Genomic DNA, 25,094 nt, shown 5'->3' on the forward strand with positions numbered 1-25,094 from the left:
AAGGAGGTTCACAAGCATGGCGGAAATATCGGCAAATGTCACTTTGGATTGCAAAGGTTTGTCCTGCCCGATGCCTATCGTCCGTACGAAAAAAGCGATGGATCAGCTTGAAGCGGGGCAGGTCATCGAAGTACTGGCCACAGACCGGGGGTCTTTGGCGGATATGCAGGGTTGGGCCAAAAATACGGGCCACCAGTACCTGGGGACGCTCGAAGACGGAGAGGTGCTGAAGCATTACCTGCGCAAATCCCGGCCGGAAGAGATGAAGGAGACCAACGATTACCCGCTTACCGTCTCCAATGAAGAGCTTCAAGGCAAGCTCGCAGCAAGCGAGGACTGGGTTGTTCTGGACGTACGGGAGCCGGCTGAATACGCGTTCGGCCATATACCCGGGGCGGTATCCATTCCGCTGGGGGACCTGGAGGCGCGGCTCTCGGAGTTGAATCCGGAAGACAGCATTCATGTCGTATGCCGGACAGGAGCACGCAGCGATCTGGCTTGCCGGCTTCTTGCCGAGCATGGATTTAAGTATATAAGCAACGTCGTGCCCGGTATGTCCGCATGGACGGGACCGATTGAAAACCAAAACCAGTAAAGCAATAACCAAATTCAATCATCTATGGAGGTATAACACTCATGAGTACAAAAGTAGCGATTATCGCCAGCAACGGCGGATTGTTCGATGCCTATAAAGTGTTTAATATTGCCACGGCGGCCGCAGCCACCGAGGCGGAGGTAGCCGTTTTCTTCACATTCGAAGGACTGAATCTGATTCATAAGCAGGCTCATCAACAGCTGCCGCTGCCGGCCGGACGCGAGCACTTCGCCGATGGCTTCCAAAAGGCTAACGTTCCGGGCATTCCGGAACTGGTCGCGATGGCGCAGGAGCTTGGCGTCCGGATGATCGGCTGCCAAATGACGATGGACGTCATGAATTTGACGAAGGACGATTTTATCGACGGCATTGAAGTCGGCGGAGCGGTAACCTTCCTCGACTTTGCCAAGGATGCCAACGTCACCTTATCGTTCTGACAAGGAGGAATCTTTGAAATGACAGCTTCAGCGAATGTGAATGCGAATCCGAATCCGAGCGTGATGACAGCCAAGGAGCTGACACGGCGAATTCTGGCCAAGGAAGAACTGTTGATTTTGGATGTCCGCAATGAGAGTGACTTTAACGACTGGAGGATCGAAGGCGAGCGGGTCCTGATCATCAACATACCGTACTTCGATCTGCTTGACGGGGTTGATGACGCGCTTTCCCAGCTGCCCGAAGGGAAAGAGGTCCTCGTCGTGTGCGCCAAGGAAGGTTCCTCCCAATTCGTCGCCGAACAGCTGGCTGAAGCGGGCAGAACCGGTGTGTCCTACCTGGAAGGCGGCATGAAATCCTGGAGCGAGCATTTGGAACCGGTCCATATCGCCGATTTGAACGGCGGGGGCGCCCTGTATCAGTTCGTGCGGATCGGTAAAGGCTGCCTGTCTTATATGGTGGTCTCCGGCGGCGAAGCTGCCGTCATCGATACGCCGCGCATGATCGGCGTATTGGAACGCTTTGCAAGCGAGCATGAGGCGTTAATCCGTCATACGCTGGATACGCACCTGCATGCCGATCACATTTCCGGTGGAAGGGCGTTAGCCGAGCGCACGGGGGCGGCCTACTGGCTGCCGCCGAAAGATGCAGAGGAAGTCGCTTATTCCTATGAGGGTCTGGAGGAAGGCCGGGAGATTAACGTTGGAAGCACCACCATCGCAATTGAGCCGGTGTATTCCCCGGGACATACGATCGGAAGCACGTCGCTCGTCATCGATGGGAAGTATCTGCTGACCGGCGACATTTTGTTCGTCGAATCCATCGGCCGTCCAGACCTTGCGGGCCAAGCGGAGGATTGGGTGGTCGACCTGCGGAGCACGCTGTACAGCCGGTACAAAGGGCTGTCCGAGGACTTGATCGTGCTGCCGGCGCATTTCGGTAAAATCTCCGAGCTTGGTGAGGACGGGAAAGTCATGGCCCGGCTGGCGGACCTGTTCCGTCACAATCCGGGGCTGAACATTCAGGACGAGGAATCGTTCCGGCGCACCGTTACGGAAAATCTCCCTCCGCAGCCCCATGCGTATCAGGATATCCGACAGGCGAACATGGGTAAAATCCATCCGACCGAAGAGGAGCAGCGCGAGATGGAGATCGGGCCGAACCGCTGCGCTGTTCATGACAAGTAACCGGCGTGCGTAATGCGTGACAGCCTGTTTTCACTTCAGACGCTTAAGGACGAGAAAGGAGGCAGGATGCCGTGGCGGATATGATGCTGTACGCCGTCATGCTGCTGCTGGGGCTCATCGGATCATTCTTCTCTGGACTGCTCGGCATCGGCGGAGCGATCATCAATTTCCCTCTGCTGCTGTATATTCCGCCCGTGCTGGGACTGGCATCGTTCTCCGCGCACGAGGTTTCGGCGATCAGCATGTTCCAGGTCTTCTTCTCCTCGCTGGCGGGCGTGCTGGCGTACCGGTCGAGGCCCGATCCGAAAGGAGGGGCGGTCCACAAAGGACTCGTCATGTATATGGGGGGAGGCATTCTAGCAGGCAGCCTGCTCGGCGGACTGTCCTCCGGAGCGATGGACGGGACGACCATCAACGTGATTTACGGTATTTTGGCGGTACTCGCCGTCATCCTGATGCTTATTCCGAACCGGGGGACGGAGGTCCAGTCCGAACAACTTGCGTTTAACAAAACCGTAGCGGTCATGGCCGCATTTCTGGTCGGCGCCGTCTCAGGCATCGTGGGTGCCGGAGGATCGTTTATTCTGATTCCGATCATGCTGACGGTGCTGCGCATTCCGACCCGGACGACGATCGCTTCCTCGCTGGCCATTGTGCTGATTTCGGCGATAGGCGGGGTCATCGGCAAAATAGCGGGCGGGGGCATTCCGCTCGGACCGACCGTATTTACCGTCCTCGGCAGCCTGATCGGGGCTCCGCTCGGATCGAGAATCAGCTCCAGGATGAACGTGTCATTTTTGCGGTACGCGCTGGTGTTGTTAATTGCCCTCACGGCTGTGAAAATATGGGCGTCCCTGCTGTGAGAAGGATCGGGTGGAATCAATTTCAATGCGGCAGCCGGATCTGTGCAAGTGTAGTTTTATTTTTTTTGCTCTATAATATACCCATACCGGTATATCGTTAGAGAAAGGTGGGATCCTGACATGGAATACAATTACACGGATGAAATGAAAACCCGTCTGCGCCGCATCGAAGGGCAGATCCGGGGCGTGCTGCGCCTCATGGATGAAGGAAAATCGTGCAAGGAGGTCGTCTCCCAATTGTCCGCCGTGCGCAACGCTTCGGATAAAGCGATCGCCCAGATCGTCGCCGAGAACCTGCAGCAGTGCATCTTGGCGGAGCAGGCGGCCGGGAACATGGACACTGGAAAAATGGTGAAGGAAGCCGTGGAGCTGCTTGTGAAAAGCCGGTAAACCCTGGCATTTGACAACCCCGAAGGAAATCAATATACTTTGCTTATCCATTTGAATATTCGGAATATACGCGGAAAGAGCGAAGTAGCGGGAAGTCCCTGTTCTCAGAAAGCCGGGGGTCGATGCGACCCGGCAGCACACGGTCCTGACGAATTACACTCTGGAGTATCTTGGGTAATGCCAAGCGGAATGGCCAACGTTACATGCGCCGTCGAGTGGTGCAGCACGCCTTGAATGAGGCGGCCCTGCGCAATGTGGGTGGTAACACGGTTTTTATAATCGTCCCTTAGGTCTGTTTCAGGCCCGGGGGGCGATTTTTTGCGTTTGGCGGCTACATGAGGAAGCCTCGCATCTGGGCAGTAGTCCGACTCGATCCATGTATAACCGATTTTTAGCCCTATATAACACTAACAAACAAAGGAGCTGGACAAGGAAATGAACATTATTGACGAACTGGAATGGCGCGAGGCCATTAACCAACAGACGGACGCGGAGGGACTCCGCCAATTGACGGAGGAGAAATCGATCTCCCTGTACTGCGGCGTCGACCCGACCGGGGACAGCATGCACATCGGGCACCTGATTCCGTTCATGATGCTGAAACGGTTCCAGCTGGCCGGACACCGGCCGGTCATTCTGATCGGCGGCGCTACCGGAACGATCGGCGATCCGAGCGGACGCCAGTCCGAACGTACGCTGCAGACGATGGACCAGGTGCAGGCGAACGTGGACGCCCTGACCGCCCAAATGAAGAAGCTGTTCCTGACCGAAGGCGACAACCAGCTGCGCATGGTGAACAACTATGATTGGACGCATCAGCTGAACGTGATTGATTTTCTCCGCGATTACGGGAAAAATTTCAGCATCAACACGATGCTGGCCAAGGATATCGTCGCGAACCGGCTCGAAACCGGTATTTCGTACACCGAATTTTCCTACCAAATCCTGCAGTCGATGGACTTCCTGCACCTGTACCAGGAAGAGGACGTTCAATTGCAGATCGGCGGCTCCGACCAATGGGGCAACATTACGAGCGGCCTGGATCTCATCCGGAAAAAGGAGGGCTCGGGAGCGAAAGCATTCGGCCTGACCATCCCGCTTATGCTGAAGGCGGACGGCACGAAATTCGGCAAAACCGCCGGCGGCGCGATCTGGCTCGATCCGAAGAAAACGACGCCATACGAGTTCTACCAGTTCTGGGCGAACACGGACGACCGAGACATCATCAAGTACCTGAAGTATTTCACGTTCCTGGACAAAGAAGCGATCGACGCTTTGGCGGAAAAGGTGCAGACCGAGCCGCACAAACGCGAAGCGCAGATCACGCTCGCCGAGGAAATGACCCGTTTCGTCCATGGGGAAGAGATGCTGGCCCAGGCCAAGAAGATCACGGCTGCACTCTTCAGCGGCGACATCAAATCGCTCTCCGCGGACGAAATCGAGCAAGGCTTCAAGGAAATGCCGACCTTTGAGGCGTCGAAGGAATCCAAAAATATCGTCGACTGGCTCGTCGATATCGGCATCGAGCCGTCCAAGCGTCAAGCGCGGGAGGATCTCAAGTCGGGAGCCATTTCGATGAACGGCGAGCGCGTCACCGACGCCGAACTGGAAGTAAGCGCAGACCATGCCATCGAAGGCCGGTTTATCATCATCCGCAAAGGCAAGAAAAACTACTATCTCGTGAAGCTGTCCTAGTTTTCGTACGATCTCCCGGAATCGGGGACTACGACTGGCTAAGATATATCATAAAAAAGGCTTTCCCAACGCCCTTCGGGACGATGGGGAAGCCTTTTTGCCGTGCCTTCGAACCTATGGGCAGGAGCCGCCGTAATCGGCTGAAGGAATAGGCTACGCCTTCTCCCCAACCGAATGTTCGAGATGAAGCGGCGGAGGGATGAGCCAGCCTTTCTCCTTGATCATGCGCAGAATCCGCACGCCGAGCGCGGCTTTGGCGGTATGGTATTTGGCGAATAACGCGCCGATATCCTCGCGGAAGGATATGCCCATGATCGTACTGCACGCTATCAAACCCAGTGAGGCGTCCGCCGCCAGTTTGGCGCCGATCTCCTGGTCGGCAAAACGGGCGCCGGGCGGAATATCCTCCAGCTTGACGGCGGGTCTGTCCGCCATCATAGGCGACGGAACGATGCCGTTGTCGGTCAGCAGCTTGTCGCATTCCTTAATCTCGGTTTTGGCCTGGTCGATCAAGTCTTCAATGATTTGTTTGAGGTCTTTGTCTCCGGCATGGTTCAGGTAAGCCTGATAGCAGGATACGGCTCCCTTCGCCAACATGGAGGCTTCCCATACATGAAAGACTTCGCCGTAGTGCATCGGTTCGTGTTTCGGATTTCCATCGAGAATACCCATCGATTCCATTCTCTCCTTAAATTCAGGTGGGCGATACCGTTACATTATGAGCAGATCCTACTGGTTTCATGTACTCCGTCGTTCGGCTGGAGCGCGTGATGAAAATTTCGTAAAGCTCGTATCTCCGCCATGGACGGCCTATCACGAGACTCTGCATCGCGCTTCCGATGACCGACTGGTTCGATTCCGAATTCCGGCCGGCAGATGAATTTTCAGCATCGGAGTATCGTTGGCGGATTTGTACATTAAGCTGCTGAAGGTGAAGGGCTCTCCCGCTGGCTTTTCGGCCAAAATGATTGTAAGCCCTTTAATTATGTGCGTTCCCATTGTAAAATGGTGGACAAAACCATATGACAAGGGGACGATCGAATGAGCACAGCAGCAAGCAGGCTGCCAGACAGCAAGCAGCGCATACCATTATGGGAGGATGTTCCTCTGGGACAAGGCAGTCCGGAGAACGAAGGCTGTCCCAGCATGACGCCTTATCTGCTCGAAGGAGAAGGCCCCTACCCGCTGATGGTGGTTTGCCCGGGAGGCGGATACGTCATGCGTGCAGACCATGAAGGCGAACCGATCGCCTTGTGGCTGAACAGCATCGGAGTGTCGGCGGTAGTCCTCAACTACCGCGTATCGCCGAACCGCCACCCGGTTCCGCTGGGGGACGCCCAGCGGGCGATCCGCACGGTACGAAACCTCGCAGCGGATTGGAATATCGATCCGGCGCGGGTAGGCATTTTGGGCTTCTCCGCCGGGGGACACTTGGCGTCCACGGCCGGTACCCACTTTGATGCGGGCCAGGCGGATGCGGAAGATCCGGTCGAGCGTGAGAGCAGCCGTCCCGATCTGCAGGTGCTGTGCTATCCGGTCATCAGCTTCGGGCCGTATACCCACGAAGGCAGCAAGCATTCGCTGCTTGGGGACCAGCCGGATCCGGAACTGGTCCAACATTTGTCCAACGAGACCCGGGTCACGCCGGATACGCCGCCGGCCTTTATTTGGCACACCGCCGATGACGGGGCCGTTCCGGCAGAGAACAGCCTGCATTTCGCCCTCGCCTTAAGCCGAGAGAAGATTCCTTATGCGCTGCACGTATTCGAGGCCGGACGTCACGGACTTGGGCTTGCGGAGGAAGAAGAAGCCGTCAAGGCATGGCCGGACCTGTGCGGGACTTGGCTGAGAGAACGGCAATTCATACAATAATACTTAACCCAGAGAAAGGGACGACGCTCCTGGAGCGGACGTCCCTTCTTGCCGTTTAGGAGGGGATAAGCACTTCCATCCTCCCCAAGGCATACGCTGGTTACGAACGAGTTGATTTGAAAACCCCTAGGAGGATGATACAGAAGTGATAACCCGTACTTTTGGCATCGGAAACCCAGGCAGTGGATGGGCATGAATACCACGCTCGGCCTAATGTCTGCCAAGCCGGGCGGAAGATCCCGATTTCTTCCCTATGTCGAGGCAGCAAGTGAGGCAGGCTTCAAACGGGTGATTCTTTTTGCGCCTGAAGATGTGGACCTGACCCGGCGGAAAATTACCGGTTACGCCTATCAGAAGCATAAATGGGTACGAACCGTGCAGCGCTTTCCGGATCTCATATATGATATAGGCCATTACAGGACCACCCGCAGTTACCAACAAGCGGAAGAGATCAAGTCTTTCGGCCGGCTGCCCTTTGTCGGCGATTGGCTTGGTAACAGGTGGGTCGTTTATCAAGGGCTGAAGGCTTCCCCGGAAATCGCGGAGCATTTGGTAGAGACGAAGCTGCTCATTCGCGCGGCGGACGGGATCTCCATGCTGGAGCGGCACAAATCGGTCATGCTGAAACCGGTCAGCAGTGACTCAGGCACCGGGATCAATCGGATCACTCATCGCAAGGATATGTTGATTATTGAGGAGAACGGGGGCGCATGCCGCAGCATCCCGATAGAAGCGGCTGGGAAATATTTAGATCAGTTGGCCGCCAAAGGTTATCTGATGCAGCCGGCCCTCGATTGGCGCATAAACAGCCGCAACCCTTGGAACTGCCGCGCGCTGATCCAGAAAGATGGGCTGGGCAGCTGGAGCTTTACCGGACTCTTCGTCCAGGAAGGACAGACAAGCCGTCTAAGGACACATCCAGAGCATGGCGGGCAGACGGTGGAAGCGTACCCCTTTTTGGCCAAGCGATTTGGGGAAGAGGAAACGATGAGGCTGCATGCCCGGGTGGGGGACCTGACACAGCGGATCGCAGAGCAGCTTGAGCTATATTACAACCGGAGCTTTGCTGAATTGGGCGTAGACTTGGCAATAGGCGAAGATCGGTCGCTTCATATTCTGGAAGTGAACCATAAGCCGGGCAAGCCGTTCATGCGGACGGAGCGTGACCTGGAACTCTATGAGAAAAGCATCCGAATGCCGTTTCAATACGCCGCATATCTGGCTCATAGGCAAGCGGCGGCTACTACGGCGGCGGCGGCACCTCCATGGACGCGGGATACGTCGACATGCTCCAGAGCGGAGCTCATCGAACAAATCGTCCAGGACGGCATGGCATTCTACCGGACTCCATACCGGTTCGGTGCGGTGCCATGGTCCATCGACGCGTTCGATTGCAGCTCATTCATGCAATTTATTTTTGCCAGAAACGGCCTGCTGCTGCCGCGCACTTCCAGACAGCAAAGCCTGCTGGGGTATGACGTGGCCAGAAAGAATCTGGAGCGGGGCGATCTGCTGTTCTTCTCCGTCCACTCCCGGATGCACAAAAGAGGGCTGGAACGAATCGGCCATGTCGGCATCTATCTTGGCGACGGCCGGTTCCTTCATTCCTGCAAAGCGGGGGGCGTCGTGGTCACGGAGCTTTCGGATCCTTTTTGGAATCGGTTATATATCAAAGGCCGCCGTGTGATTGAAGAAGATGGCTGCTCTTAGACGGCGTTCAATCATCGTTTTTCGGCATGTCCTTATCAATCGCCGGGGCGTGGGATATAATGGATTTGTGCATGTCCCATATGATAAGGAGGACCATCCGAATGAGTGTAAAGATCTCGCCTTACATTGTAATGAATGGCAATTGTGCCGAAGCTGTCGCGTTTTATGAAAAAGTGCTGCAGGCCAAAAACCTGGGATTGTCCCGTTTCAGCGATATGCCGGATTCGGATCATCCGCTGCCGGATGAAGCCAAAAATCGCGTCCTGCACGCCGCGCTTGAGTTTGACGGCAACACGCTGCTCTTCTCCGATACGTTCCCTGGAAATCCGTATCAGCTGGGGGATCAGCTGAGCATCGCAATGACATCGCAAGACAGCGAGCGTCTCAAGTCGGTCTTTGCCGGTTTGGCGGATGGGGGAGAGGTGCTGATGGAACTCCAGCAGACGTTCTGGAGCCCGGCCTTCGGCATGGTCCGCGACAAGTTCGGCATCACGTGGCAGGTCAGCACAGAGCAATAGGAACGCAGCTTAGGCAGATCGGCAAGGATTACGGATCTAAGCAGATGCTGCTTATGTAATCCGCCAACTTATCCTGCTAAATTAGAAACGAGCAACAGGCCATGGCCAAACCGCTATGACCTCCTTTTGGGGGGCCGCGGGAAGAGGGCCGTGGCTCTTTTTAGGTTATAGAATTTTTAACGCGGTCTGCCCCCTGCGAAATAATGGCGATAGGCGTTTTTTTATGCGAAATCATGATTGGAAACTGACATCTTATGGAATCATCCTGATTTATACATTCCGATGACAAAATCCGCGAAAGTGTGATATCCTTGTGAAGGATGATACAAACCTACTTTCCTATATATTGTCGTTAGCGATATCCATTGTGGGAAAGTTTGTGAAAAATATCATTTGTTTGGCATTTACGGCGGTTTCCGCCCAGAAATTATACGAACCCATTCGTCATGGGTACATTATAAGGAAGGGAGCATGATGATGCTCAAACAGTTCATGAAAGCCTCACGCTTCGGAGTTGTACCGGTCATGTTGATTCCGGTCGCGCTTGGAGCGTTGGGGGCTTTTGTATGGAACGGCGTTTTTAACGTCTGGCTGTTCTTGATCACGCTCATCGGCGCCGCGACGGCCCACCTTTTTTCCAACATGGTGAACGACCTGTGGGATTACAAGAGCGGGACCGATATGGCCGCCAAAGAAGCGGTGGATGCCGTCTCCACCAACTCGGGCTTTTTAACAGGCGGCGTTTGGAGCATTCGCAAGTTTGCGGCGGTCACCTGGACGCTGTTTGGCATTGCCGCGGCATGCGGTATTATTCTGGCGGTATTTTCGGGGCCGTGGGCATTCATTTTTGGCGCTCTGGGCGGCTTGATCGCATATTTCTATGTGGCACCTCCACTGCAGTTTGGATACCGGGGCAAAGGCTACTCGGAAATTGCGATTCTGCTCTCGTTCGGCGTTCTGCCGGTTATGGGGGCCTATTACGTGCAAACCTCGCATTTGGATCTGCGGGCTCTGCTTCTGTCCCTGCCGATCGGTTTGTTAACCACGCTGATTCTGTTTAATCACCACTTTTTGCACTGGCAGGCGGACCGTCAGGCCGGCAAACGGACGCTGGTGGTCGTGTGGGGCGAGCAAAGAGCGCTTGGCTTCTCCCGGTTCCTGCTGTTGCTGTCCGCCCTGATGCTCGTGGTCAGCGTGATTGCCGGGGCGCTTCCGGTATACGGACTGCTGGCCCTGCCTGGCATGATTCCGCTGTACCAGGTGTACGGCAAGCTGAAGCCGCATAACAACAGCCATGCTTATCTTCCGCTGATGGGCGCGTCGGTCAAGTCGGCCCAGCGAAGCGGGATCATTATGATTGTATGTTTGCTGATTCAAGGCTTGATCTGACCTTACGGCATTATTGACTTAAGCGAGAAAGGAAGTTCGATGCTACATGGTACAACAACGGGTTTTTGGGGATTTTCATACGATTTTGTCAGAGGGCGAAGTTTGGAAGATCGGCGGCTTTCCGCTGCCGGACGGCACGTTCTGGGAATACCGGGAGCCTGACGCGGTGGTCATCGTCCGCAACGGCATTCTGTATGTCCGCGCTCCGCTGAGCCGGCAAAACGACCAGGTTCAAATTTTGGACAACGCGAAGCATATGTATTATTCGGTGGAAACGGTCAAAGTGCCGGATAACGGAGTGGTCGACTTCGAGCTGCAAATCCGCGCCCGTTCGGTCAATACCGCGCCGAACGATCTGTACGACGGCTACGTATCGCTTAACCTGCTGGATTTTTCAACCGGAGCGGCGCTTGATTTCTTTGCCGGAAACGACAAGTATGCCAGCGTATATGCTGTTCTGCCCTTCCCGGGCGTGGAGGTTCCTCCATCGGACAAGACCCGGTACTTCTGCATCTTTAAAGAAGATACGAACTTCAAACCATGTGAATTTAACACGTACAAAATTACGTATGACCGCGGGAACGACGAAGCCGTGTTCTATTTGAACGGCACCGAGATCCGCCGCGAAAAAAACATCCCGATCAAGTTTAACGAGTTTACGATCGCGCTCGGTATCATGACAGAGAAAGACATCTCGCCGGAAGGCAGCGTGTCCGTTCATGGACAAGTCATTACGGCCGAGTATTCGCCGGTGACCGTGACGATCGACGACCGTTCGGACAACAAACGGATAGCTGAAGAAGAATAGGTAAGAGAGGAGAGACGCGCATCAAAGCCGCGGTTATAAGATCGCTGTATACCGTTACGACGCCGAGATGCATTGGTCTCTCCTCAAGCAAAAAGGGCTGGTCCCCAAGGTAGAACAATCTACCGGGGACCAGCCCTTTTTTCATGAAAACAGAGAATGAATCAATATTATTGCTTCAGGTCTTCGATCGACTTAATGTCAACGTAGGACGGTACGACCAGTCCGGTTTTGACACCGGTCATGTTGGCGCCCAGATCATCGATCTGATCCTTGTATTTGGCAAGGTAGTCGGCGTGGGTCAGCGGCAGCCAGGCTGCGGCCGATGCGTCTACGTCTCCGTTGGCAACGCCGGTCCACATCGGTCCGGCTTCGACCTGCAGAGCGGTTACTTTGTAACCCAGCTTTTCCTGAAGGACATACTGCAGCAGGTTGGTGCTGGCGATTTCCGAATCCCAGGCGACGTAGCTCAGCTTCAGCGGGTTGCCGTTAACGGGTTTCAGGTCCTTGATCCACTCATTGACCCGGTCGGCGTGGCTGTCAGCCCATGCCTTGGCAGCTTCTTCCGGCTTTTTACCTTCCTGAATGGCCGTCATGATCTCGCCCATTTCATCGGAGGACCATTCAAAACGGTCCAGGAATGCGTAAGCGGTCGGCTCATCCTTTTCCAGACCCTTGCGGGCGATCGTATGAATTTCCTCGGCTTCGCCGTATACTTTCTTCGGATCATCCAGGTACTTCAGGTCATATTTGGAGAACATCCAGTGCGGTGTCCATCCGGTAATGACGATCGGCTTTTTGGCCTTGATGTCCTTGGCCAGCGTCGCTGTCATGGCTGCGCCGGATCCTTCGATCAGCTTCCAGTCGGACAGGCCATATTCTTCGATGGCTTTGTTGGTCGCCTTCATGATCCCGGCACCGGGATCGATGCCGATGATTTCGTAGTTTACCTGTTTACCGAAGGAATCAGCGCTGCCTTCTTCGTTTGCCGCACCGCCGGAGCTGTTTTGGCCGCAGGCGGACAGCATCAATGCTCCTGCCAGACCCAAGCTGGCCAGGATCGTCCATTTCTTCTGTTTTTTCATGTTATGCACCCCTTTTTTTGGATTTAAATAGATTTTGCGTAAAGCGGTCGAGCACGATGGCGAGAATGACCACGGCAAGACCGGCTTCGAAGCCTTTACCAATTTGGAGCTGGGTTACCGCGCGGTATACCTCGGCTCCGATGCCCTGGGCGCCGATCATCGAAGCGATGACGACCATAGACAGCGACAGCATGATGGTCTGGTTGATGCCGGCCATCAGCGTCGGCATGGCCAAGGGCAGCTGCACTTTGAAGAGCTTCTGCGGTCCGGTGGAACCGAAGGCATCGGCTGCTTCCGTGAGCTCGCCGGACACCTGCTGGATGCCGAGCAGGGTCAGTCGGATCGTCGGTGGAATCGCGAAGATGACTGAAGCGATGACCCCCGGCACAACGCCCAGGCTGAAGAAGGTGACTGCCGGCAGCAGATAGACGAAGGCCGGCATCGTCTGCATGAAATCGAGAATCGGCGTAATGATGCGGGACGCTCCTCTGCTGTAAGCACACCAAATGCCGATCGGAACACCAAGGATCACCGAGATCAGGGCAGAGGTAATGACCAGACTGAGGGTGTCCATCGTCTGCGGCCAGTAGCCCAGGTTATAGATCAACAGGAATCCGATCACCGAGAACAGCGTCAGGGATATCCGCCCGACCAGGAAGGCAAGAATACCGAGTATGACGATAAACAGGAACGGATGCGGCAGCATGAACAGCCATGTAAATCCGTTAACGATGCCTTCGATGACACCGGATATGAAGTCGAACAAGACCGTCAGATGATCTGCCATCCAGCCGACCAATGCTTCAATCCACTCATCCAGCGGTATTTTCGGCATTTGGGCTCACCTCCTTCGGACTGTTCTCTCCGGCGAGCGCCCCAAGCAGGGCACCGCGGACGATCACACCGGCGAGACGGTCGTTATCGTCGACGACGGCGAGCGGCACCTTGGACATGCTGGTGATTTCAAACAGCTCATTGATCAGGACGTTCGGATGCACCCTTGGGCCATCCGTAATCAGAATGTCCGCGAGCGTTTTGCCGCTGCGCATCGCCTCCGAGGCATCCTCTGCCGTGATGACGCCGAGCAGGCGCTTGCCGCGGTCGATGACGAACAGGTTGGAGATACCGCGCTCACGCATCAGCTCGAGTGCCACGCGCGGCCCTCGGTCCGGCATGATCGTCTCCGGACGGCGCATGACATGGGCGGCGGTCAGCACCTTGGACAGGTCGACGTCCTCGACGAACCGCTCCACATAGGCGTTGGCCGGCTGCGTCAGAATTTCCTCCGGCGTGCCTACCTGTACGACGGCGCCGTCCTTCATGAGCGCAATCCGGTCGCCGATCCGCAGCGCTTCGTCCAGATCGTGCGTGATGAAGATAATCGTTTTCTTCATCGTCTCCTGAAGTTCAAGCAGCTCATCCTGCATGTCGCGGCGGATGAGTGGATCGAGCGCGCTGAAGGCTTCGTCCATCAGCAGAATTTCAGGGTCGTTCGCCAGCGCCCGGGCCAGCCCGACGCGCTGCTGCATACCGCCGCTCAGCTCGTCGGGAGATTTCTGCTCCCAGCCTTTGAGGCCGACCAGCTCGAGCGATTTCATCGCTTTGTCCGTGCGAGCGGGCTTTTTGACCTTTTGGATTTCAAGCCCGTACTCCACGTTCTCCAGTACGGAACGGTGCGGAAACAGTGCGAACTTTTGAAATACCATACTGATCGTCTGGCGCCGTACCTTACGGAGCTGCTCCTTGTTCATTTTTCTGAGATCCTGCCCGTGAACGAGAATTTCCCCCGCAGTGGGCTCAATCAGCCGGTTCAGCATCCGGACCAGGGTGGATTTGCCGCTGCCGGACAGCCCCATAATGACGAAAATTTCGCCTTCTTCGATGCTGAGGTTGACCCGGTTCACCCCGACGGTCACGGATTTTTCCTTCGCCAGCTTCTCCTTGTTCCAGCCTTGTTCAAGCAGCCCGACGCTTTGCTCCGCCTGGGCCCCGAACAATTTGCTGACTTGTTTAAGCTGCAAAATAGACATGTGTTACCCCCTTATTGCTTCTCTATCGTTGATAAGTGCGAACACGATGCTGCGTGAATAACCAACGGGTTACAGTGTAACAATTAATATATATAGTATCAAACGTTTTAACAGTACGTAAAGAACGTACAGAAAAAACTGTACGAAATTTACTGCAGAATGCTCCCATATCCGCCGTTTTCCTGACGAATCGGTTTCTTTACAATTAAAATCGGTTTACATACAATAGACGATGAAGGTTTGGTCTTCTCCATACTTTTTTCACTTACAATCACGGGCAACACAAGCGGATCCGGATCCTGTTCAGTCGATCGGGCCAGGGATTCTGCGGAGAATGGTTGAACAAATAAGGAGGTTGCAAGCATGAGCTTGGACCAATTCGAAGATGAACGCGACGCGGTTCTCCACAAGGTGCGCAAGCGAGTCATTGAAACAATCGGAAGAAATATGGACTTATATGGAATCTCCCAGTCCACCGGACATTTATACGGGCTGCTTTTTTTTGCAGACAAACCGATGACGCTGGATGAAATGGGACGGGAAATGAAAATGAGCAAGACCAGCATGAGCACGGGCGTCCGGACGCTGCTGGACTTGAAGATGGTCAATAAAGTGTGGGAGAAGGGCTCCCGTAAGGACTTATATGAGGTAGAATACGACTGGTACCAGACGTTTACCGACTTTTTCGATATCAAATGGAGAAAATCGGTGGAGAGCAATATCCAGATTCTGAGCAAGTCCATCGACGAAATGGGCCGCTTGCTGCCGGAGTACGAGCATGACGCCGAGTTCAGCGAGCTGCTGCGCAAGGATATCGCCAAGTTGCATGAGGCGGTTGCCTATTATGGCTGGCTGGACCGGCTCATCGATACGTTCGAGAGCGGAGAGATTTTTAAGCTGGTCCCGAAGGAGCCTCCAGCTACCCAACGATAAAGATAAAAGAACCGGAATCGGGCTGCGCTATGCAGTCCGGTTTTTCTTTAGATATAAGAACGTATAAGATTCGGAGATTCGTGGTTGACATCCCCCTGCTTTCGGCCATATGGTGTAATTTAGTAAATGTTAGACGAAGAGCCGAGCGAGGAGAGATGAAAGATGGTTACGGGTTATGCCGGGTTGCAGGAAGATGAGTTAAGGCGGGAACAAGGACGGTTGCAGGCTGAATACGAGGCGTACCGGCGCCTGAATTTGAAGCTGGATATGTCCCGGGGCAAGCCGTGCCCGGAGCAGGTGCAGCTTTCGAACGAAATGCTGGACGTGCTGCCGTCCGGGGATCCGCTTCAGACGGAGGACGGGACGGACTGCCGCAATTACGGAGGCCTTGACGGGATCCCGGAGGCGAAGCGATTTTTTGCCCAAATGCTCGGGGTTTCGCCTTCCGAGGTGATCGTTCAAGGCAATTCCAGCTTGAGCCTGATGTATGATGCGTTGGCCCGGGCCATGCTGTTCGGCGTGCTTGGAAGTACGCAGCCGTGGAGCAAGCTCCCGGCCGTCAAATTCCTGTGTCCAAGCCCGGGGTATGACCGTCATTTTGCGATCTGCGAGCAGCTGAATATCGAAATGATCACCGTAGATATGACGCCGGACGGGCCTGATATGGATACGGTGGAAAAACTTGCAGCCGAAGACGACTCCATCAAGGGGATTTGGTGCGTGCCGAAGTACAGCAACCCGGGCGGCATCACGTATTCGGACGACACCGTCGAACGGTTGGCCCGGATGAAGGCGAAGGCGGGCGATTTCCGCATTTTCTGGGATGACGCTTATACGGTCCATCATCTGACTTCAAAGCATGATGAGTTGAAGAATATGCTGGATGTCTGCACGAACGCCGGGAACCCCGACCGTGTGTTCATATTTGCATCCACTTCCAAGGTGACTTATCCCGGTTCCGGTGTGGCCGCATTGGCGGCGAGCAAGGACAACCTGAACCATATGAAGAAACAGCTGTCCGTGCAGACGATCGGCCCGGATAAAGTGAACCAGCTTCGGCACATCCGCTTTTTGAAGGATATGGAGCATCTGGGCCGCCACATGGAAAAGCATGCCGCGATCATCAAGCCGAAGTTCGACTTGGTGCTGAATAAGCTGGAATCCGGGCTCGGTTCCAAGGGTATTGCTTCATGGAGCAAGCCGAGCGGCGGGTATTTTATCAGTCTCGATACGATGGATGGCTGCGCGCGGGAAGTCGTGCAGCGTGCAGCGGAGGCTGGAGTCACACTGACGCCTGCCGGAGCCACTTATCCGTACGGACGCGATCCCCGGGACCGTAATATCCGCATTGCGCCGACCTATCCATCGATCGAAGAGCTTGCGCAGGCCATCGATATTTTGTGCGTATGCGTGCAGTTGGTATCGATAGAACGTATTTTAGCGGATAAATAGAGTAGGGTAGTTTACAGGCAGGTCAGGAGGGATTGGGAGGAGACGGTACCGCAGGGTAGGTATCCCGGCCCAGCCTCCGGCCTGCCGTTTCTTTTGTTCCGGTGGCCGGGACGTGGCGGCCTGCCCTGGCCAAACCGAATAAGGGCATGTTATTGTACAGCGCCTCGGACGCGCCTTGTTCCACGAGGAACGTTTCGTGGTAAATCCCGACGGTTCCGTCGGTGCCGATGCGCCGGTTAAAGTCACGCCAAGCGGTAAGATGCTTATAGCCACGCCTGGCGTAGTCCTCCAGCTGTTCATACGACCTCCAGTATTGAATCAAACAAACGCCCCTCCACGAGATGTGCATCGTCCCGTCCATAAACCCCAAATCCCGGTTTTGGTACAGCTCCTTCATCATGGCCGGCATCGCCCGAAACACGGGAAGCCATTTATGAATGGACCACAGCCGGTTTACCCTCATCCCAATGATAAAGACCACGAATGAACCTTCCATTTCGGCCGTGTAGCGGCCGGGAATCACGTTTCCCAATGCAAATCACTCCTTATCGTTTCCATGCGAAGGCTCTTCGATCAGCCTCAGCTGCACTTCATAGAACGCCATGACGTCACTGTCGGCATAGAGCTGGGAGGTGAGAAAGGCGCCGTAAAACGCCGTAAACAAACATTGAACCGCATGTTCCGGGGGGATACTCTGCCGCAGCGTTCCATCTTCGGCTGCCTCCAGAACGCAGCGGTGGAATAAGGCAAACATGTCGGGAGAGACCATGCCTTCCTCATCATGGCCGGGAAAGAGCAGCAAGACCTCGGCCAAGCTCAGCTCCGGCATGCACGGGTGCATATTCATCTCGGACAAAAAGGCGATCAGACTCGGCATAATGCCGGGATACTCTTCGGTTTGCCGGGCTGCCTGCGCGAACAGGTGCCGGATCGCCGCGAATCCTCGCAGCCGCTGCTGCCCGATTTCAATGATCCGCCATGTCAGCCATAGGCGCATGAAGTAGACGAGCAGGTCCTCCTTTTTGCGAAAGAGGTTAAAGAATGTCACGCGGGAGATCCCGGCCATCCGGCATATATCGTCGAGCATGACATCCCTGAACATACCTCGACCGAGAAGGGTCAGGGTGGATTCGTACAAGGCGACTTTCGTTTTGGCCTTTTTCAATTCACGGAGCGGAATATCGTGTAGTTCCATGAAGCAGCGTCCTCTCTTCATTTATAAAAATTAACTTGTGTAAATAATTTAACTTGAGTTAACTTTTCGTGTCAAGCGATTTTGTTCCCGTTTCGGACTTCATCAGGCCCTCGGCATTTATCTTTTTGGCTATTTTGCAGGGATCACCGGATCTGGACCGTCAAACTGTATAGAACGATTTTAATAGAGAAGAGATGTGGTGGAATTGATCAAAACGACGGTTTTGAAGACAGGAGTCCAGACGGCATGGATGAAATGGGAGGGCTTGTTTGATCGGATCACGCGGCTGCGGAGCAAGCGGGTGCTGAGTTACGGGATATGCAAGCTGGTGATTCGGCCTTTTCACGGGAAAAGCATCCGCAGTGACAGCGGGCAGTGGCTCCATGCCGGCGATTGGATCGGGGAGCTTCATCTGGATAACGGACAGGTGCTGGAGCTGTCACGGAGCTTGGGACCGGACAGGGCGGCGCTGAAAACCGCACGGCTCCTGAAGCAATCGCTCAGGCAGATCCGTGAAGCGATGGATGATGTTCCGGAATTGGCCGAGGTCAAAGCGCTGACCGGAATTACGCTGCTTCACCGGGGGCTTACCCATGGACTGGGCTTCGAGCAGCACCCGCTGGAGTCCGGATGGTTCCGGCTGCTGACAACGTTATATTTAAGATTTCTGCTGCGAATGCTCCATCCCGCCGGGCAAAAACGCGTGAAGCACAGCGCTCCCAAGCTGTTTCCGCAGATGCTGCTCATGACAAGACAAGCGTTTATTGAACGGTATCGCTGCGAAGCGAATTTAAGAAACATCGGATAACAACGTGTTGATAACACGAAATCCGGTAACAAGGATTCGGCATCAGGCTTGTCATGCTAGTCTGCATAATGTGACCAAGTCCCTCATAGACATGTATCAATCAGTTCAAACCAAGTGCTAAGGGGGATGATGTCATGCGCCGGATTTCATGGATGCTCGCCATGATCTTGTGCGTTACGGTTGTGTTGGCAGGCTGTGGTGGCAAAAAGGATGCCGCTTCCGTTGTCAAAGACTTGAACAACGTGGTCGATACACTGCAAAGCAAAGATGGCTCTTACAAAGGAACGGGGAAAATGACGCTGTATACCGGGGAAAAGCCGCAGGAATACCAGGTAGAGGTATGGTACCAAAATCCAAGCTACTACCGGATCAGCCTGACGAACGCCCAGAAGGACGTCACTCAAATTGTTCTCCGCAATGACGAAGGCGTGTTCGTGCTGACGCCAAGCCTGAACAAAAGCTTCCGGTTTAAAAGCGACTGGCCGGACAACCAGGGGCAAGTCTATTTATACCAAACGCTCGTCCGGGGCATTCTAAGCGATAACACCCGGCAGTTTGCCGCAGATAAGGACAGCTATGTGTTCGATGTTGCGGCCAACTATCACAGCCAATCTCTCGTCCGTCAGAAAATTTGGCTCAACAAGGACAATTACGCGCCAAAACAAGTACAAGTCTCCGACTCTGACGCTCATGTCGTCGTCGAAGTCAAATTCGACCAGTTCCAGTTCGATGCGAAATTCGACAAGGATTCTTTTGACATGAAGCGCAACATGACCGTGCAAAGCGATCCGTCGGTCGGAACCGTGGCCGAAGTCGACGAAAACGGCAATCCGGTCGCGTCCCAGGATCAGCCGCAGGGCGATAACGGGGAAGCTGCACAGGAAGTTACGAAGGAACTGGGCGATTTCGGCATGATTATCCCGGATTACCTGCCTGAAGGCGTCGCGCTCAAGGACAGCAACAAGTTGGACAACAGTGACAACCATGCGCTGCTGCTTCGTTATGACGGTACATACCAGTTCACGATCATGGAATCCCGTCCGGATGACCGGGCTGTATCCCTGACGCCGGGCGAAGTGGTGGACCTTGGATTTACGGCTGGCCTCCTGTCTGGCGATGAGCAGCAAACGCTGACCTGGATGAATGGGGACGGCGTGGAATTCCGTATTACGAGCGCCAATCTGCCGGTGGACGAAATGATGCAGATCGCAGCGTCTTTACAGGAACAATCGGGTAAATAATACGCAGGTAGGCGGACCCTTCGGGCCGGCGGGGCGTAAGTCCTCCGGCGAAGGGCCTTTCGCCTATTCATCTTCGAAAACCGCTGTGGTACGGTAAACCGGCCGGATTCCGCCGGGGCGTGGTTCATTGACAGTCACCTTCCTGAACATTACGATTACATAAGAATGAAAGTAAATGACGACTCACTTTCATCCAATCTCTGGGCATAGGATCATGAAAGTATCTATGTCCATAGAATGAGCGAAAGATGACAACACATCTTTCGTCAATCTATGTAACCGAGTGTTAATTCTTAGAGAAGGTGACTACTGAATGCAGCAACAATATAGAGCAACTAGAGCTGAAATCAATCTGGACCAACTGCAGGCGAACGTTACGGCGTTTCGCCGGGCTCTGCCCGAAGGCATGAAGTTTCTGGCCTGCGTCAAGGCAGATGCATACGGCCATGGCGCTGTGCAGGTGGCGCGGGAGCTGGAGAGCATCGGTGTGGACTATCTAAGTGTCGCTTTTTTGGATGAAGCGATCGAACTGCGGCATGCCGGAGTGACGCTGCCCATCCTGGTGCTCGGCTACACCCCTCCGGAAGGCATAAGAACGGCGTGGGAGAATAACATAACAGTGACGGTGTTCAGCCCGGAGGTACTGGAGGCCATCCAGCAGCTTCCCGCGGACGCCGAGTCCAGGCCGCTGAAGGTGCACATCAAGATCGACAGCGGAATGGGCAGACTGGGGCTTCTTCCCGGCCCGGACGCCATTTCATTTATCGAGTCGCTCTATGCCCTTTCGCAGGCTGAGGTTGAAGGCTTGTTTACCCATTTTTCCAAAGCGGACGAAGAAGATAAAAGCTATACACTGGAGCAGTACCGGCGTTTCGAGAGCGTGGTGGCTTCGCTCGGGGAGAAAGGATTCAGCCCTCCTCTTATACATACGGGCAACAGCGCCACAGCGATTGATACCCCTCAGCTGTCCTACAATATGGTCCGCGTCGGCATCAGCCTGTACGGATTGTATCCATCAGATGAGGTGAATCATCAGACTGTCGCACTTTCCCCGGTATTGACGCTAAAGACAGAGCTTGCATATGTCAAAACCCTTCCGCCGCATTGGGGCGTCAGCTACGGCGCCAGATATGTGACGGATCAAGATGAAGTCATTGGAACGCTGCCGATCGGCTATGCCGACGGGTACTCGCGGATGCTGAGCGGTAAAGCGGAAGTCCTGATCCGCGGCCGCCGTGTTCCCGTTGTCGGAACGATCTGTATGGACCAGTGTATGGTAACACTTCAATCTTTTGCCGAAGGGGCAAAAGAAATTCAAGCGGGCGAAGAGGTTGTGCTCATCGGTCAGCAGTCTGGCCAGTGTATTTCGGCAGATGAGCTGGCTTCTCAGCTGGGTACCATCCACTATGAGGTCATCTGCATGATTTCCCACCGGGTTCCCCGTGTATACACGAAGCGGGGGACGCTGTACAACCGGGTCAACCCATTGCTCACCTAGTGCGAAGAAAGGCGGAATTTAAGCCTTTTTGCTGGAAATGAAGGAATACGGCACACTCATCCCGAATAAAGGTAATGACGAGAATGACTGTACGTAAATGCCGAGTCTAGTTTATAATGTATGCAGCATACCTGGTATATCTTCGGCATATATATTCCTTTGTATAAATTTCCTTGATTAAAGTTATACTGGGCACAAGGGTGAGAAGGTATTGTGGGGGTGGAACAGAAGGTGGCTAATATGCAGAATACCAAACGAATTATGATCAGCTTGCCGGATCATCTTTTGCAGGAAGTGGATGGCATCGTTGCGATGGAGAATTCGAACCGCAGTGAACTCATCAGGCAAGCCATGAAACTGTATTTAACGGAGCGGAAGAAACGTTATATACGGGAGTCAATGCAGCGCGGCTATATGGAAATGGCCAAGATCAATTTGACGATGGCATCGGAGGCCTTTCACGCGGAAGAAGATGCAGACAGCACTCTAGGCCGCTTAGTGAGCGGGGTGTAGACATTGATCGTAAAACGCGGCGACGTTTTTTTTGCGGATCTTTCACCCGTAGTCGGTTCTGAGCAAGGTGGAGTCAGGCCGGTTCTGATCATTCAGAACGATATCGGCAACCGGTTTAGCCCTACGGTCATCGTGGCGGCCATTACCGCCCAGATTCAAAAGGCAAAGCTGCCGACCCATGTGGAAATCGATGCGGTTTCGCACGGCTTCGACAGGGATTCGGTCATTTTGCTGGAGCAAATCCGGACCATTGATAAGCAGAGGCTGACGGACAAAATTACCCACCTGGATGAGGAAACGATGAAAAAGGTGGATGATTCACTGCAAATCAGTCTCAGCCTGATCGATTTTTAAGCGTTGAACCATAAGGTTGATGATATGGTTGTGAAGAAGGAGGCGTCCCCGAGAGGGGCGCCTTTTTCTTGTTTTCCGGGAATGCCGGCGGCAAGGGGAGGCGGGCCTGAGTCAAGCCTGGACAAGACGGCCGGGAAAGCTCGCCGCTCCCAGCGACTCGTACGTATAAAGTCACATAAGTCCATTGTAAGGGGTTACGCATCGGCTATAATGAATGGTATCCAACGAATGAGCGGGCAGGTGAGTACTGCATCTGCGTCTATCCGCTTGTGATATCAGGGAGGGAATTATGGCGATTCATATCGATACTAAGCAGCAATTATTTCATCTTCAGACCCGCAATTCAAGCTACGTATTTCAGATTCTTCCGTCCGGCTATGCCGCCCATCTCTATTACGGGAAAAGGTTGCGCGACGCTGATCTGAGCTGGCTGCTCGTGACGACCGAAAGGGCTTCCTTCAGCCCGAATCCGGTGCCGGAGGATCGTTCGATCTCCCTGGACACGCTGCCGCAGGAGCTTCCGGTGTACGGAACGAGCGATTTCCGCCACCCGTTGGTACAGTTCCGGCTGCCTAACGGCTCGACCATTACCGAGTTCAAGTATGTATCGCATCGGGTGGAGCAGGGCAAACCGCGGATGGAAGGGCTCCCTTCGACGTACGTGGAGAGCGAGTCCGAAGCGGAAACGCTGTTTGTGAATATGCAGGATCCCGTGTCAGGGCTCCATGTAGAGCTGCAGTACACGGTGATGGAAGCTTATGATGCGCTGACCCGTTCGTTAAAAATCGTGAACGACAGCACCGAGCCGGTGGAGCTGCTGAGAGCCCTCAGCGCAAGCGTGGACTTTCCGCGCGCCGACTACGAGTGGCTGCAGCTGTCCGGCGCCTGGACCCGGGAACGCGACGTAGTGCGCCGTCCGGTCGCCTATGGCATGCAGGCGGTGGAGAGCCGCCGCGGGGCCAGCAGCCACCAGCAGAACCCGTTTGCGGCGCTGCTATCTCCAGGAGCGGATGAAGACCACGGTGAGGTGTACGGCTTCAGCCTGGTATACAGCGGAAGCTTTATCGCCCAAGCTGAGGTGGACCAATTCCGGACGACCCGTCTATCGATCGGGATCAACCCGTTCGATTTCACCTGGCAGCTGGAGCCGGGAGCCGCGTTCCAGACGCCGGAAGCGGTCATGGTGTATTCCTCCGAAGGACTTGGAGGCATGTCGCGGACGTATCACCGGCTGTACCGCGAGCGCTTGGCCCGCGGCCAGTTCCGGGACAAGGAGCGCCCGATCCTCGTCAACAACTGGGAGGCGACCTACTTCCAGTTCAATGCGGATAAAATCGTTGACATCGCCAAGGCCGGCAAAGAGCTCGGCATCGAGCTGTTCGTCCTGGACGACGGCTGGTTCGGCCATCGCGACAGCGACAACTCCTCACTGGGCGACTGGGTGGTGGACAAGAATAAGCTGCCGGGCGGACTGGAAGACCTGGTGAAACGCGTCACGGGCATGGGGATGCAGTTCGGGCTGTGGTTCGAGCCGGAGATGGTCTCTCCGGACAGCGACCTGTACCGCAATCACCCGGACTGGTGCCTGCACGTACCGGACCGGCGCCGCACGGAAGGCCGCCAACAGCTGATCCTCGACTTCTCGCGGCAGGATGTGCGCGAGGAAATCGTACGGATGCTGACGGAGGTGCTGAGCAGCGCGCCGATTACGTATGTGAAGTGGGACATGAACCGCAACATGACGGAGATCGGATCAGCGCTGCTGCCGCCGGAGCGTCAGCGGGAGACGGCCCACCGCTATATGCTCGGCCTCTACGAAGTGATGGACCGAATCACGTCCGCGTTCCCGCACATTCTGTTCGAGAGCTGCTCCGGCGGGGGCGGGCGCTTCGATCCCGGCCTGCTCTATTACATGCCGCAGACATGGACAAGCGATAACACCGATGCGGTGTCGCGCCTGCGCATCCAGTACGGCACCAGCCTCGTCTATCCGGTCAGCGCTATGGGCTCGCATATCTCCGCGGTTCCGAACCACCAGGTGGGACGGTCCACGCCGCTTGACATGCGCGGCCACGTCGCCATGTCGGGCAACTTTGGCTACGAGCTGGACTTGACGAAGTTCACTGAGGAAGAAAAGGAAGTCGTGAAGCGGCAGGTGGCGCTGTATAAGGAAATCCGCGGGCTCGTCCAGACCGGCGAGATGTACCGGCTCCTGAGCCCGTTTGAAGGCAACGAGACCGCCTGGATGTTCGTGGCGGGAGACGGCAACATCGCTGCAGTCTTCTATTTCCGGGTGCTGGCCGAATCCAACGCACCGTTGAACCGACTCAAGTTGAAGGGCCTCGAACCGGCCGCGGATTATGAGCTGGTGGGCACAAGCGAGGTTTACAGCGGCGACGCCTTGATGTATGCGGGCCTCGCGGTAGGTGCCGAGCGCGGGGATTACCACAGTGAGTTTTTCCGCTTCCGGCGCGTATAAGCCTGGCGATTTCCAGAAATAACCGGCCTCCAGACGCCGTAAAGATC

The 25,094-nt window shown here is 55.0% G+C and carries 25 protein-coding genes; 19 read left to right on the forward strand and 6 right to left on the reverse strand.

The features are described from left to right. The first annotated feature begins 16 nt into the window (after positions 1-16). The 6 genes from CJP46_RS08785 to tyrS all read left to right on the forward strand — a co-directional run bounded on the left by CJP46_RS08785 (position 17) and on the right by tyrS (position 5,165). On the forward strand, positions 17-595 hold the full coding sequence (locus CJP46_RS08785; protein ID WP_094595254.1) for a sulfurtransferase TusA family protein: 579 nt from the start codon (positions 17-19) through the stop codon (positions 593-595). A 41-nt stretch (positions 596-636) separates the two neighbouring features. Continuing rightward, a complete protein-coding gene (locus tag CJP46_RS08790; RefSeq protein WP_094595255.1) occupies positions 637-1,032 on the forward strand; it encodes a DsrE/DsrF/DrsH-like family protein in 396 nt (131 codons plus the stop codon). Between the two features lie 63 nt (positions 1,033-1,095). Continuing rightward, positions 1,096-2,217: an MBL fold metallo-hydrolase gene (locus CJP46_RS08795; RefSeq protein WP_094596104.1), complete on the forward strand. Its 1,122-nt coding sequence runs from the start codon at positions 1,096-1,098 to the stop codon at positions 2,215-2,217. An 80-nt stretch (positions 2,218-2,297) separates the two neighbouring features. After that, positions 2,298-3,080 (forward strand): sulfite exporter TauE/SafE family protein, encoded by a 783-nt coding sequence (locus CJP46_RS08800; protein WP_094596105.1) that lies wholly within the window; start codon positions 2,298-2,300, stop codon positions 3,078-3,080. A gap of 120 nt (positions 3,081-3,200) precedes the next feature. Beyond that, the gene (locus CJP46_RS08805; RefSeq protein ID WP_094595256.1) at positions 3,201-3,470 is read left to right on the forward strand and encodes a metal-sensitive transcriptional regulator; all 270 of its coding nucleotides are present in this window, start codon (positions 3,201-3,203) and stop codon (positions 3,468-3,470) included. A gap of 435 nt (positions 3,471-3,905) precedes the next feature. Further along, positions 3,906-5,165: a tyrosine--tRNA ligase gene (gene tyrS / locus CJP46_RS08810; protein WP_094595257.1), complete on the forward strand. Its 1,260-nt coding sequence runs from the start codon at positions 3,906-3,908 to the stop codon at positions 5,163-5,165. 153 nt (positions 5,166-5,318) lie between these two features. On the opposite strand, the gene CJP46_RS08815 is transcribed toward tyrS, so the two are convergent. Next, positions 5,319-5,837 (reverse strand): DUF3231 family protein, encoded by a 519-nt coding sequence (locus tag CJP46_RS08815; RefSeq protein ID WP_094595258.1) that lies wholly within the window; start codon positions 5,835-5,837, stop codon positions 5,319-5,321. A gap of 369 nt (positions 5,838-6,206) precedes the next feature. Between CJP46_RS08815 and CJP46_RS08820 the strand changes: the two genes are divergently transcribed. The 5 genes from CJP46_RS08820 to CJP46_RS08840 all read left to right on the forward strand — a co-directional run bounded on the left by CJP46_RS08820 (position 6,207) and on the right by CJP46_RS08840 (position 11,462). After that, positions 6,207-7,037: an alpha/beta hydrolase gene (locus CJP46_RS08820; protein ID WP_094595259.1), complete on the forward strand. Its 831-nt coding sequence runs from the start codon at positions 6,207-6,209 to the stop codon at positions 7,035-7,037. Positions 7,038-7,229: 192 nt separating this feature from the next. After that, positions 7,230-8,747 (forward strand): YheC/YheD family protein, encoded by a 1,518-nt coding sequence (locus CJP46_RS08825; protein ID WP_179281102.1) that lies wholly within the window; start codon positions 7,230-7,232, stop codon positions 8,745-8,747. A gap of 101 nt (positions 8,748-8,848) precedes the next feature. Beyond that, positions 8,849-9,265 (forward strand): VOC family protein, encoded by a 417-nt coding sequence (locus tag CJP46_RS08830; protein WP_094595261.1) that lies wholly within the window; start codon positions 8,849-8,851, stop codon positions 9,263-9,265. Positions 9,266-9,736: 471 nt separating this feature from the next. Next, the gene (locus CJP46_RS08835; protein WP_094595262.1) at positions 9,737-10,654 is read left to right on the forward strand and encodes a prenyltransferase; all 918 of its coding nucleotides are present in this window, start codon (positions 9,737-9,739) and stop codon (positions 10,652-10,654) included. 46 nt (positions 10,655-10,700) lie between these two features. Further along, positions 10,701-11,462 carry a DUF6081 family protein gene (locus CJP46_RS08840; protein WP_094595263.1) on the forward strand — a complete coding sequence of 254 codons (762 nt, stop codon included), beginning with the start codon at positions 10,701-10,703 and terminating at the stop codon, positions 11,460-11,462. Positions 11,463-11,629: 167 nt separating this feature from the next. On the opposite strand, the gene CJP46_RS08845 is transcribed toward CJP46_RS08840, so the two are convergent. From CJP46_RS08845 to CJP46_RS08855, 3 genes are read right to left on the reverse strand one after another with little or no spacing between them, the layout of a single operon-like run. Further along, positions 11,630-12,544: a glycine betaine ABC transporter substrate-binding protein gene (locus tag CJP46_RS08845; RefSeq protein WP_094595264.1), complete on the reverse strand. Its 915-nt coding sequence runs from the start codon at positions 12,542-12,544 to the stop codon at positions 11,630-11,632. Position 12,545: 1 nt separating this feature from the next. Continuing rightward, on the reverse strand, positions 12,546-13,379 hold the full coding sequence (locus tag CJP46_RS08850) for an ABC transporter permease (protein WP_094595265.1): 834 nt from the start codon (positions 13,377-13,379) through the stop codon (positions 12,546-12,548). Then, positions 13,357-14,574, reverse strand: a complete 1,218-nt coding sequence (locus CJP46_RS08855) for a quaternary amine ABC transporter ATP-binding protein (RefSeq protein WP_094595266.1) — start codon at positions 14,572-14,574, stop codon at positions 13,357-13,359. The genes CJP46_RS08850 and CJP46_RS08855 overlap by 23 nt, the downstream gene beginning before the upstream one ends. A gap of 363 nt (positions 14,575-14,937) precedes the next feature. Between CJP46_RS08855 and CJP46_RS08860 the strand changes: the two genes are divergently transcribed. Together CJP46_RS08860 and CJP46_RS08865 are read left to right on the forward strand one after the other, a co-directional pair. After that, positions 14,938-15,507, forward strand: a complete 570-nt coding sequence (locus tag CJP46_RS08860) for a GbsR/MarR family transcriptional regulator (RefSeq protein WP_094595267.1) — start codon at positions 14,938-14,940, stop codon at positions 15,505-15,507. 162 nt (positions 15,508-15,669) lie between these two features. Next, the gene (locus tag CJP46_RS08865) at positions 15,670-16,959 is read left to right on the forward strand and encodes an aspartate aminotransferase type Ic (protein WP_094595268.1); all 1,290 of its coding nucleotides are present in this window, start codon (positions 15,670-15,672) and stop codon (positions 16,957-16,959) included. Positions 16,960-16,981: 22 nt separating this feature from the next. On the opposite strand, the gene CJP46_RS08870 is transcribed toward CJP46_RS08865, so the two are convergent. Then, the gene (locus CJP46_RS08870; protein WP_094595269.1) at positions 16,982-17,491 is read right to left on the reverse strand and encodes a DUF4188 domain-containing protein; all 510 of its coding nucleotides are present in this window, start codon (positions 17,489-17,491) and stop codon (positions 16,982-16,984) included. A gap of 6 nt (positions 17,492-17,497) precedes the next feature. Beyond that, entirely contained in the window at positions 17,498-18,154 is a 657-nt protein-coding gene (locus tag CJP46_RS08875) for a TetR/AcrR family transcriptional regulator (protein WP_094595270.1), read from the reverse strand. A 199-nt stretch (positions 18,155-18,353) separates the two neighbouring features. Between CJP46_RS08875 and CJP46_RS08880 the strand changes: the two genes are divergently transcribed. The 6 genes from CJP46_RS08880 to CJP46_RS08905 all read left to right on the forward strand — a co-directional run bounded on the left by CJP46_RS08880 (position 18,354) and on the right by CJP46_RS08905 (position 25,047). Then, positions 18,354-18,962 carry a YkoP family protein gene (locus CJP46_RS08880; protein WP_306431037.1) on the forward strand — a complete coding sequence of 203 codons (609 nt, stop codon included), beginning with the start codon at positions 18,354-18,356 and terminating at the stop codon, positions 18,960-18,962. 134 nt (positions 18,963-19,096) lie between these two features. Then, positions 19,097-20,203 (forward strand): outer membrane lipoprotein-sorting protein, encoded by a 1,107-nt coding sequence (locus CJP46_RS08885; protein ID WP_094595271.1) that lies wholly within the window; start codon positions 19,097-19,099, stop codon positions 20,201-20,203. Between the two features lie 313 nt (positions 20,204-20,516). Continuing rightward, complete coding sequence (alr, locus tag CJP46_RS08890; RefSeq protein ID WP_094595272.1) at positions 20,517-21,701, forward strand: alanine racemase; 1,185 nt, start codon at positions 20,517-20,519, stop codon at positions 21,699-21,701. Between the two features lie 231 nt (positions 21,702-21,932). Then, positions 21,933-22,214, forward strand: coding sequence for a CopG family ribbon-helix-helix protein (locus CJP46_RS08895; RefSeq protein WP_036648438.1), 282 nt, complete (start codon positions 21,933-21,935; stop codon positions 22,212-22,214). Between the two features lie 3 nt (positions 22,215-22,217). Next, complete coding sequence (locus CJP46_RS08900) at positions 22,218-22,568, forward strand: type II toxin-antitoxin system PemK/MazF family toxin (RefSeq protein ID WP_076174838.1); 351 nt, start codon at positions 22,218-22,220, stop codon at positions 22,566-22,568. A 289-nt stretch (positions 22,569-22,857) separates the two neighbouring features. Next, positions 22,858-25,047, forward strand: coding sequence for an alpha-galactosidase (locus CJP46_RS08905; protein WP_094595273.1), 2,190 nt, complete (start codon positions 22,858-22,860; stop codon positions 25,045-25,047). The last annotated feature ends 47 nt before the right edge of the window (positions 25,048-25,094 follow it).

The sequence above is a fragment of the Paenibacillus sp. XY044 genome (assembly GCF_002257645.1).
In the GTDB taxonomy this organism is placed as follows: domain Bacteria; phylum Bacillota; class Bacilli; order Paenibacillales; family Paenibacillaceae; genus Paenibacillus_AQ.

Excerpts from the sequence above, each read along its gene's own strand:
- tyrS (WP_094595257.1), top strand. The coding sequence starts at position 3,906 with ATGAACATTATTGACGAACTGGAATGGCGCGAGGCCATTAACCAACAG.
- CJP46_RS08830 (WP_094595261.1), top strand. The coding sequence starts at position 8,849 with ATGAGTGTAAAGATCTCGCCTTACATTGTAATGAATGGCAATTGTGCC.
- CJP46_RS08820 (WP_094595259.1), top strand. The coding sequence starts at position 6,207 with ATGAGCACAGCAGCAAGCAGGCTGCCAGACAGCAAGCAGCGCATACCA.
- CJP46_RS08785 (WP_094595254.1), top strand. The coding sequence starts at position 17 with ATGGCGGAAATATCGGCAAATGTCACTTTGGATTGCAAAGGTTTGTCC.
- CJP46_RS08840 (WP_094595263.1), top strand. The coding sequence starts at position 10,701 with ATGGTACAACAACGGGTTTTTGGGGATTTTCATACGATTTTGTCAGAG.
- CJP46_RS08835 (WP_094595262.1), top strand. The coding sequence starts at position 9,737 with ATGATGATGCTCAAACAGTTCATGAAAGCCTCACGCTTCGGAGTTGTA.
- CJP46_RS08845 (WP_094595264.1), bottom strand. The coding sequence starts at position 12,544 with ATGAAAAAACAGAAGAAATGGACGATCCTGGCCAGCTTGGGTCTGGCA.
- CJP46_RS08815 (WP_094595258.1), bottom strand. The coding sequence starts at position 5,837 with ATGGGTATTCTCGATGGAAATCCGAAACACGAACCGATGCACTACGGC.
- CJP46_RS08905 (WP_094595273.1), top strand. The coding sequence starts at position 22,858 with ATGGCGATTCATATCGATACTAAGCAGCAATTATTTCATCTTCAGACC.
- CJP46_RS08850 (WP_094595265.1), bottom strand. The coding sequence starts at position 13,379 with ATGCCGAAAATACCGCTGGATGAGTGGATTGAAGCATTGGTCGGCTGG.
- CJP46_RS08795 (WP_094596104.1), top strand. The coding sequence starts at position 1,096 with ATGACAGCCAAGGAGCTGACACGGCGAATTCTGGCCAAGGAAGAACTG.
- CJP46_RS08790 (WP_094595255.1), top strand. The coding sequence starts at position 637 with ATGAGTACAAAAGTAGCGATTATCGCCAGCAACGGCGGATTGTTCGAT.
- CJP46_RS08875 (WP_094595270.1), bottom strand. The coding sequence starts at position 18,154 with ATGGAACTACACGATATTCCGCTCCGTGAATTGAAAAAGGCCAAAACG.
- CJP46_RS08855 (WP_094595266.1), bottom strand. The coding sequence starts at position 14,574 with ATGTCTATTTTGCAGCTTAAACAAGTCAGCAAATTGTTCGGGGCCCAG.
- CJP46_RS08825 (WP_179281102.1), top strand. The coding sequence starts at position 7,230 with ATGAATACCACGCTCGGCCTAATGTCTGCCAAGCCGGGCGGAAGATCC.
- CJP46_RS08860 (WP_094595267.1), top strand. The coding sequence starts at position 14,938 with ATGAGCTTGGACCAATTCGAAGATGAACGCGACGCGGTTCTCCACAAG.
- alr (WP_094595272.1), top strand. The coding sequence starts at position 20,517 with ATGCAGCAACAATATAGAGCAACTAGAGCTGAAATCAATCTGGACCAA.
- CJP46_RS08805 (WP_094595256.1), top strand. The coding sequence starts at position 3,201 with ATGGAATACAATTACACGGATGAAATGAAAACCCGTCTGCGCCGCATC.
- CJP46_RS08885 (WP_094595271.1), top strand. The coding sequence starts at position 19,097 with ATGCGCCGGATTTCATGGATGCTCGCCATGATCTTGTGCGTTACGGTT.
- CJP46_RS08865 (WP_094595268.1), top strand. The coding sequence starts at position 15,670 with ATGGTTACGGGTTATGCCGGGTTGCAGGAAGATGAGTTAAGGCGGGAA.
- CJP46_RS08800 (WP_094596105.1), top strand. The coding sequence starts at position 2,298 with ATGATGCTGTACGCCGTCATGCTGCTGCTGGGGCTCATCGGATCATTC.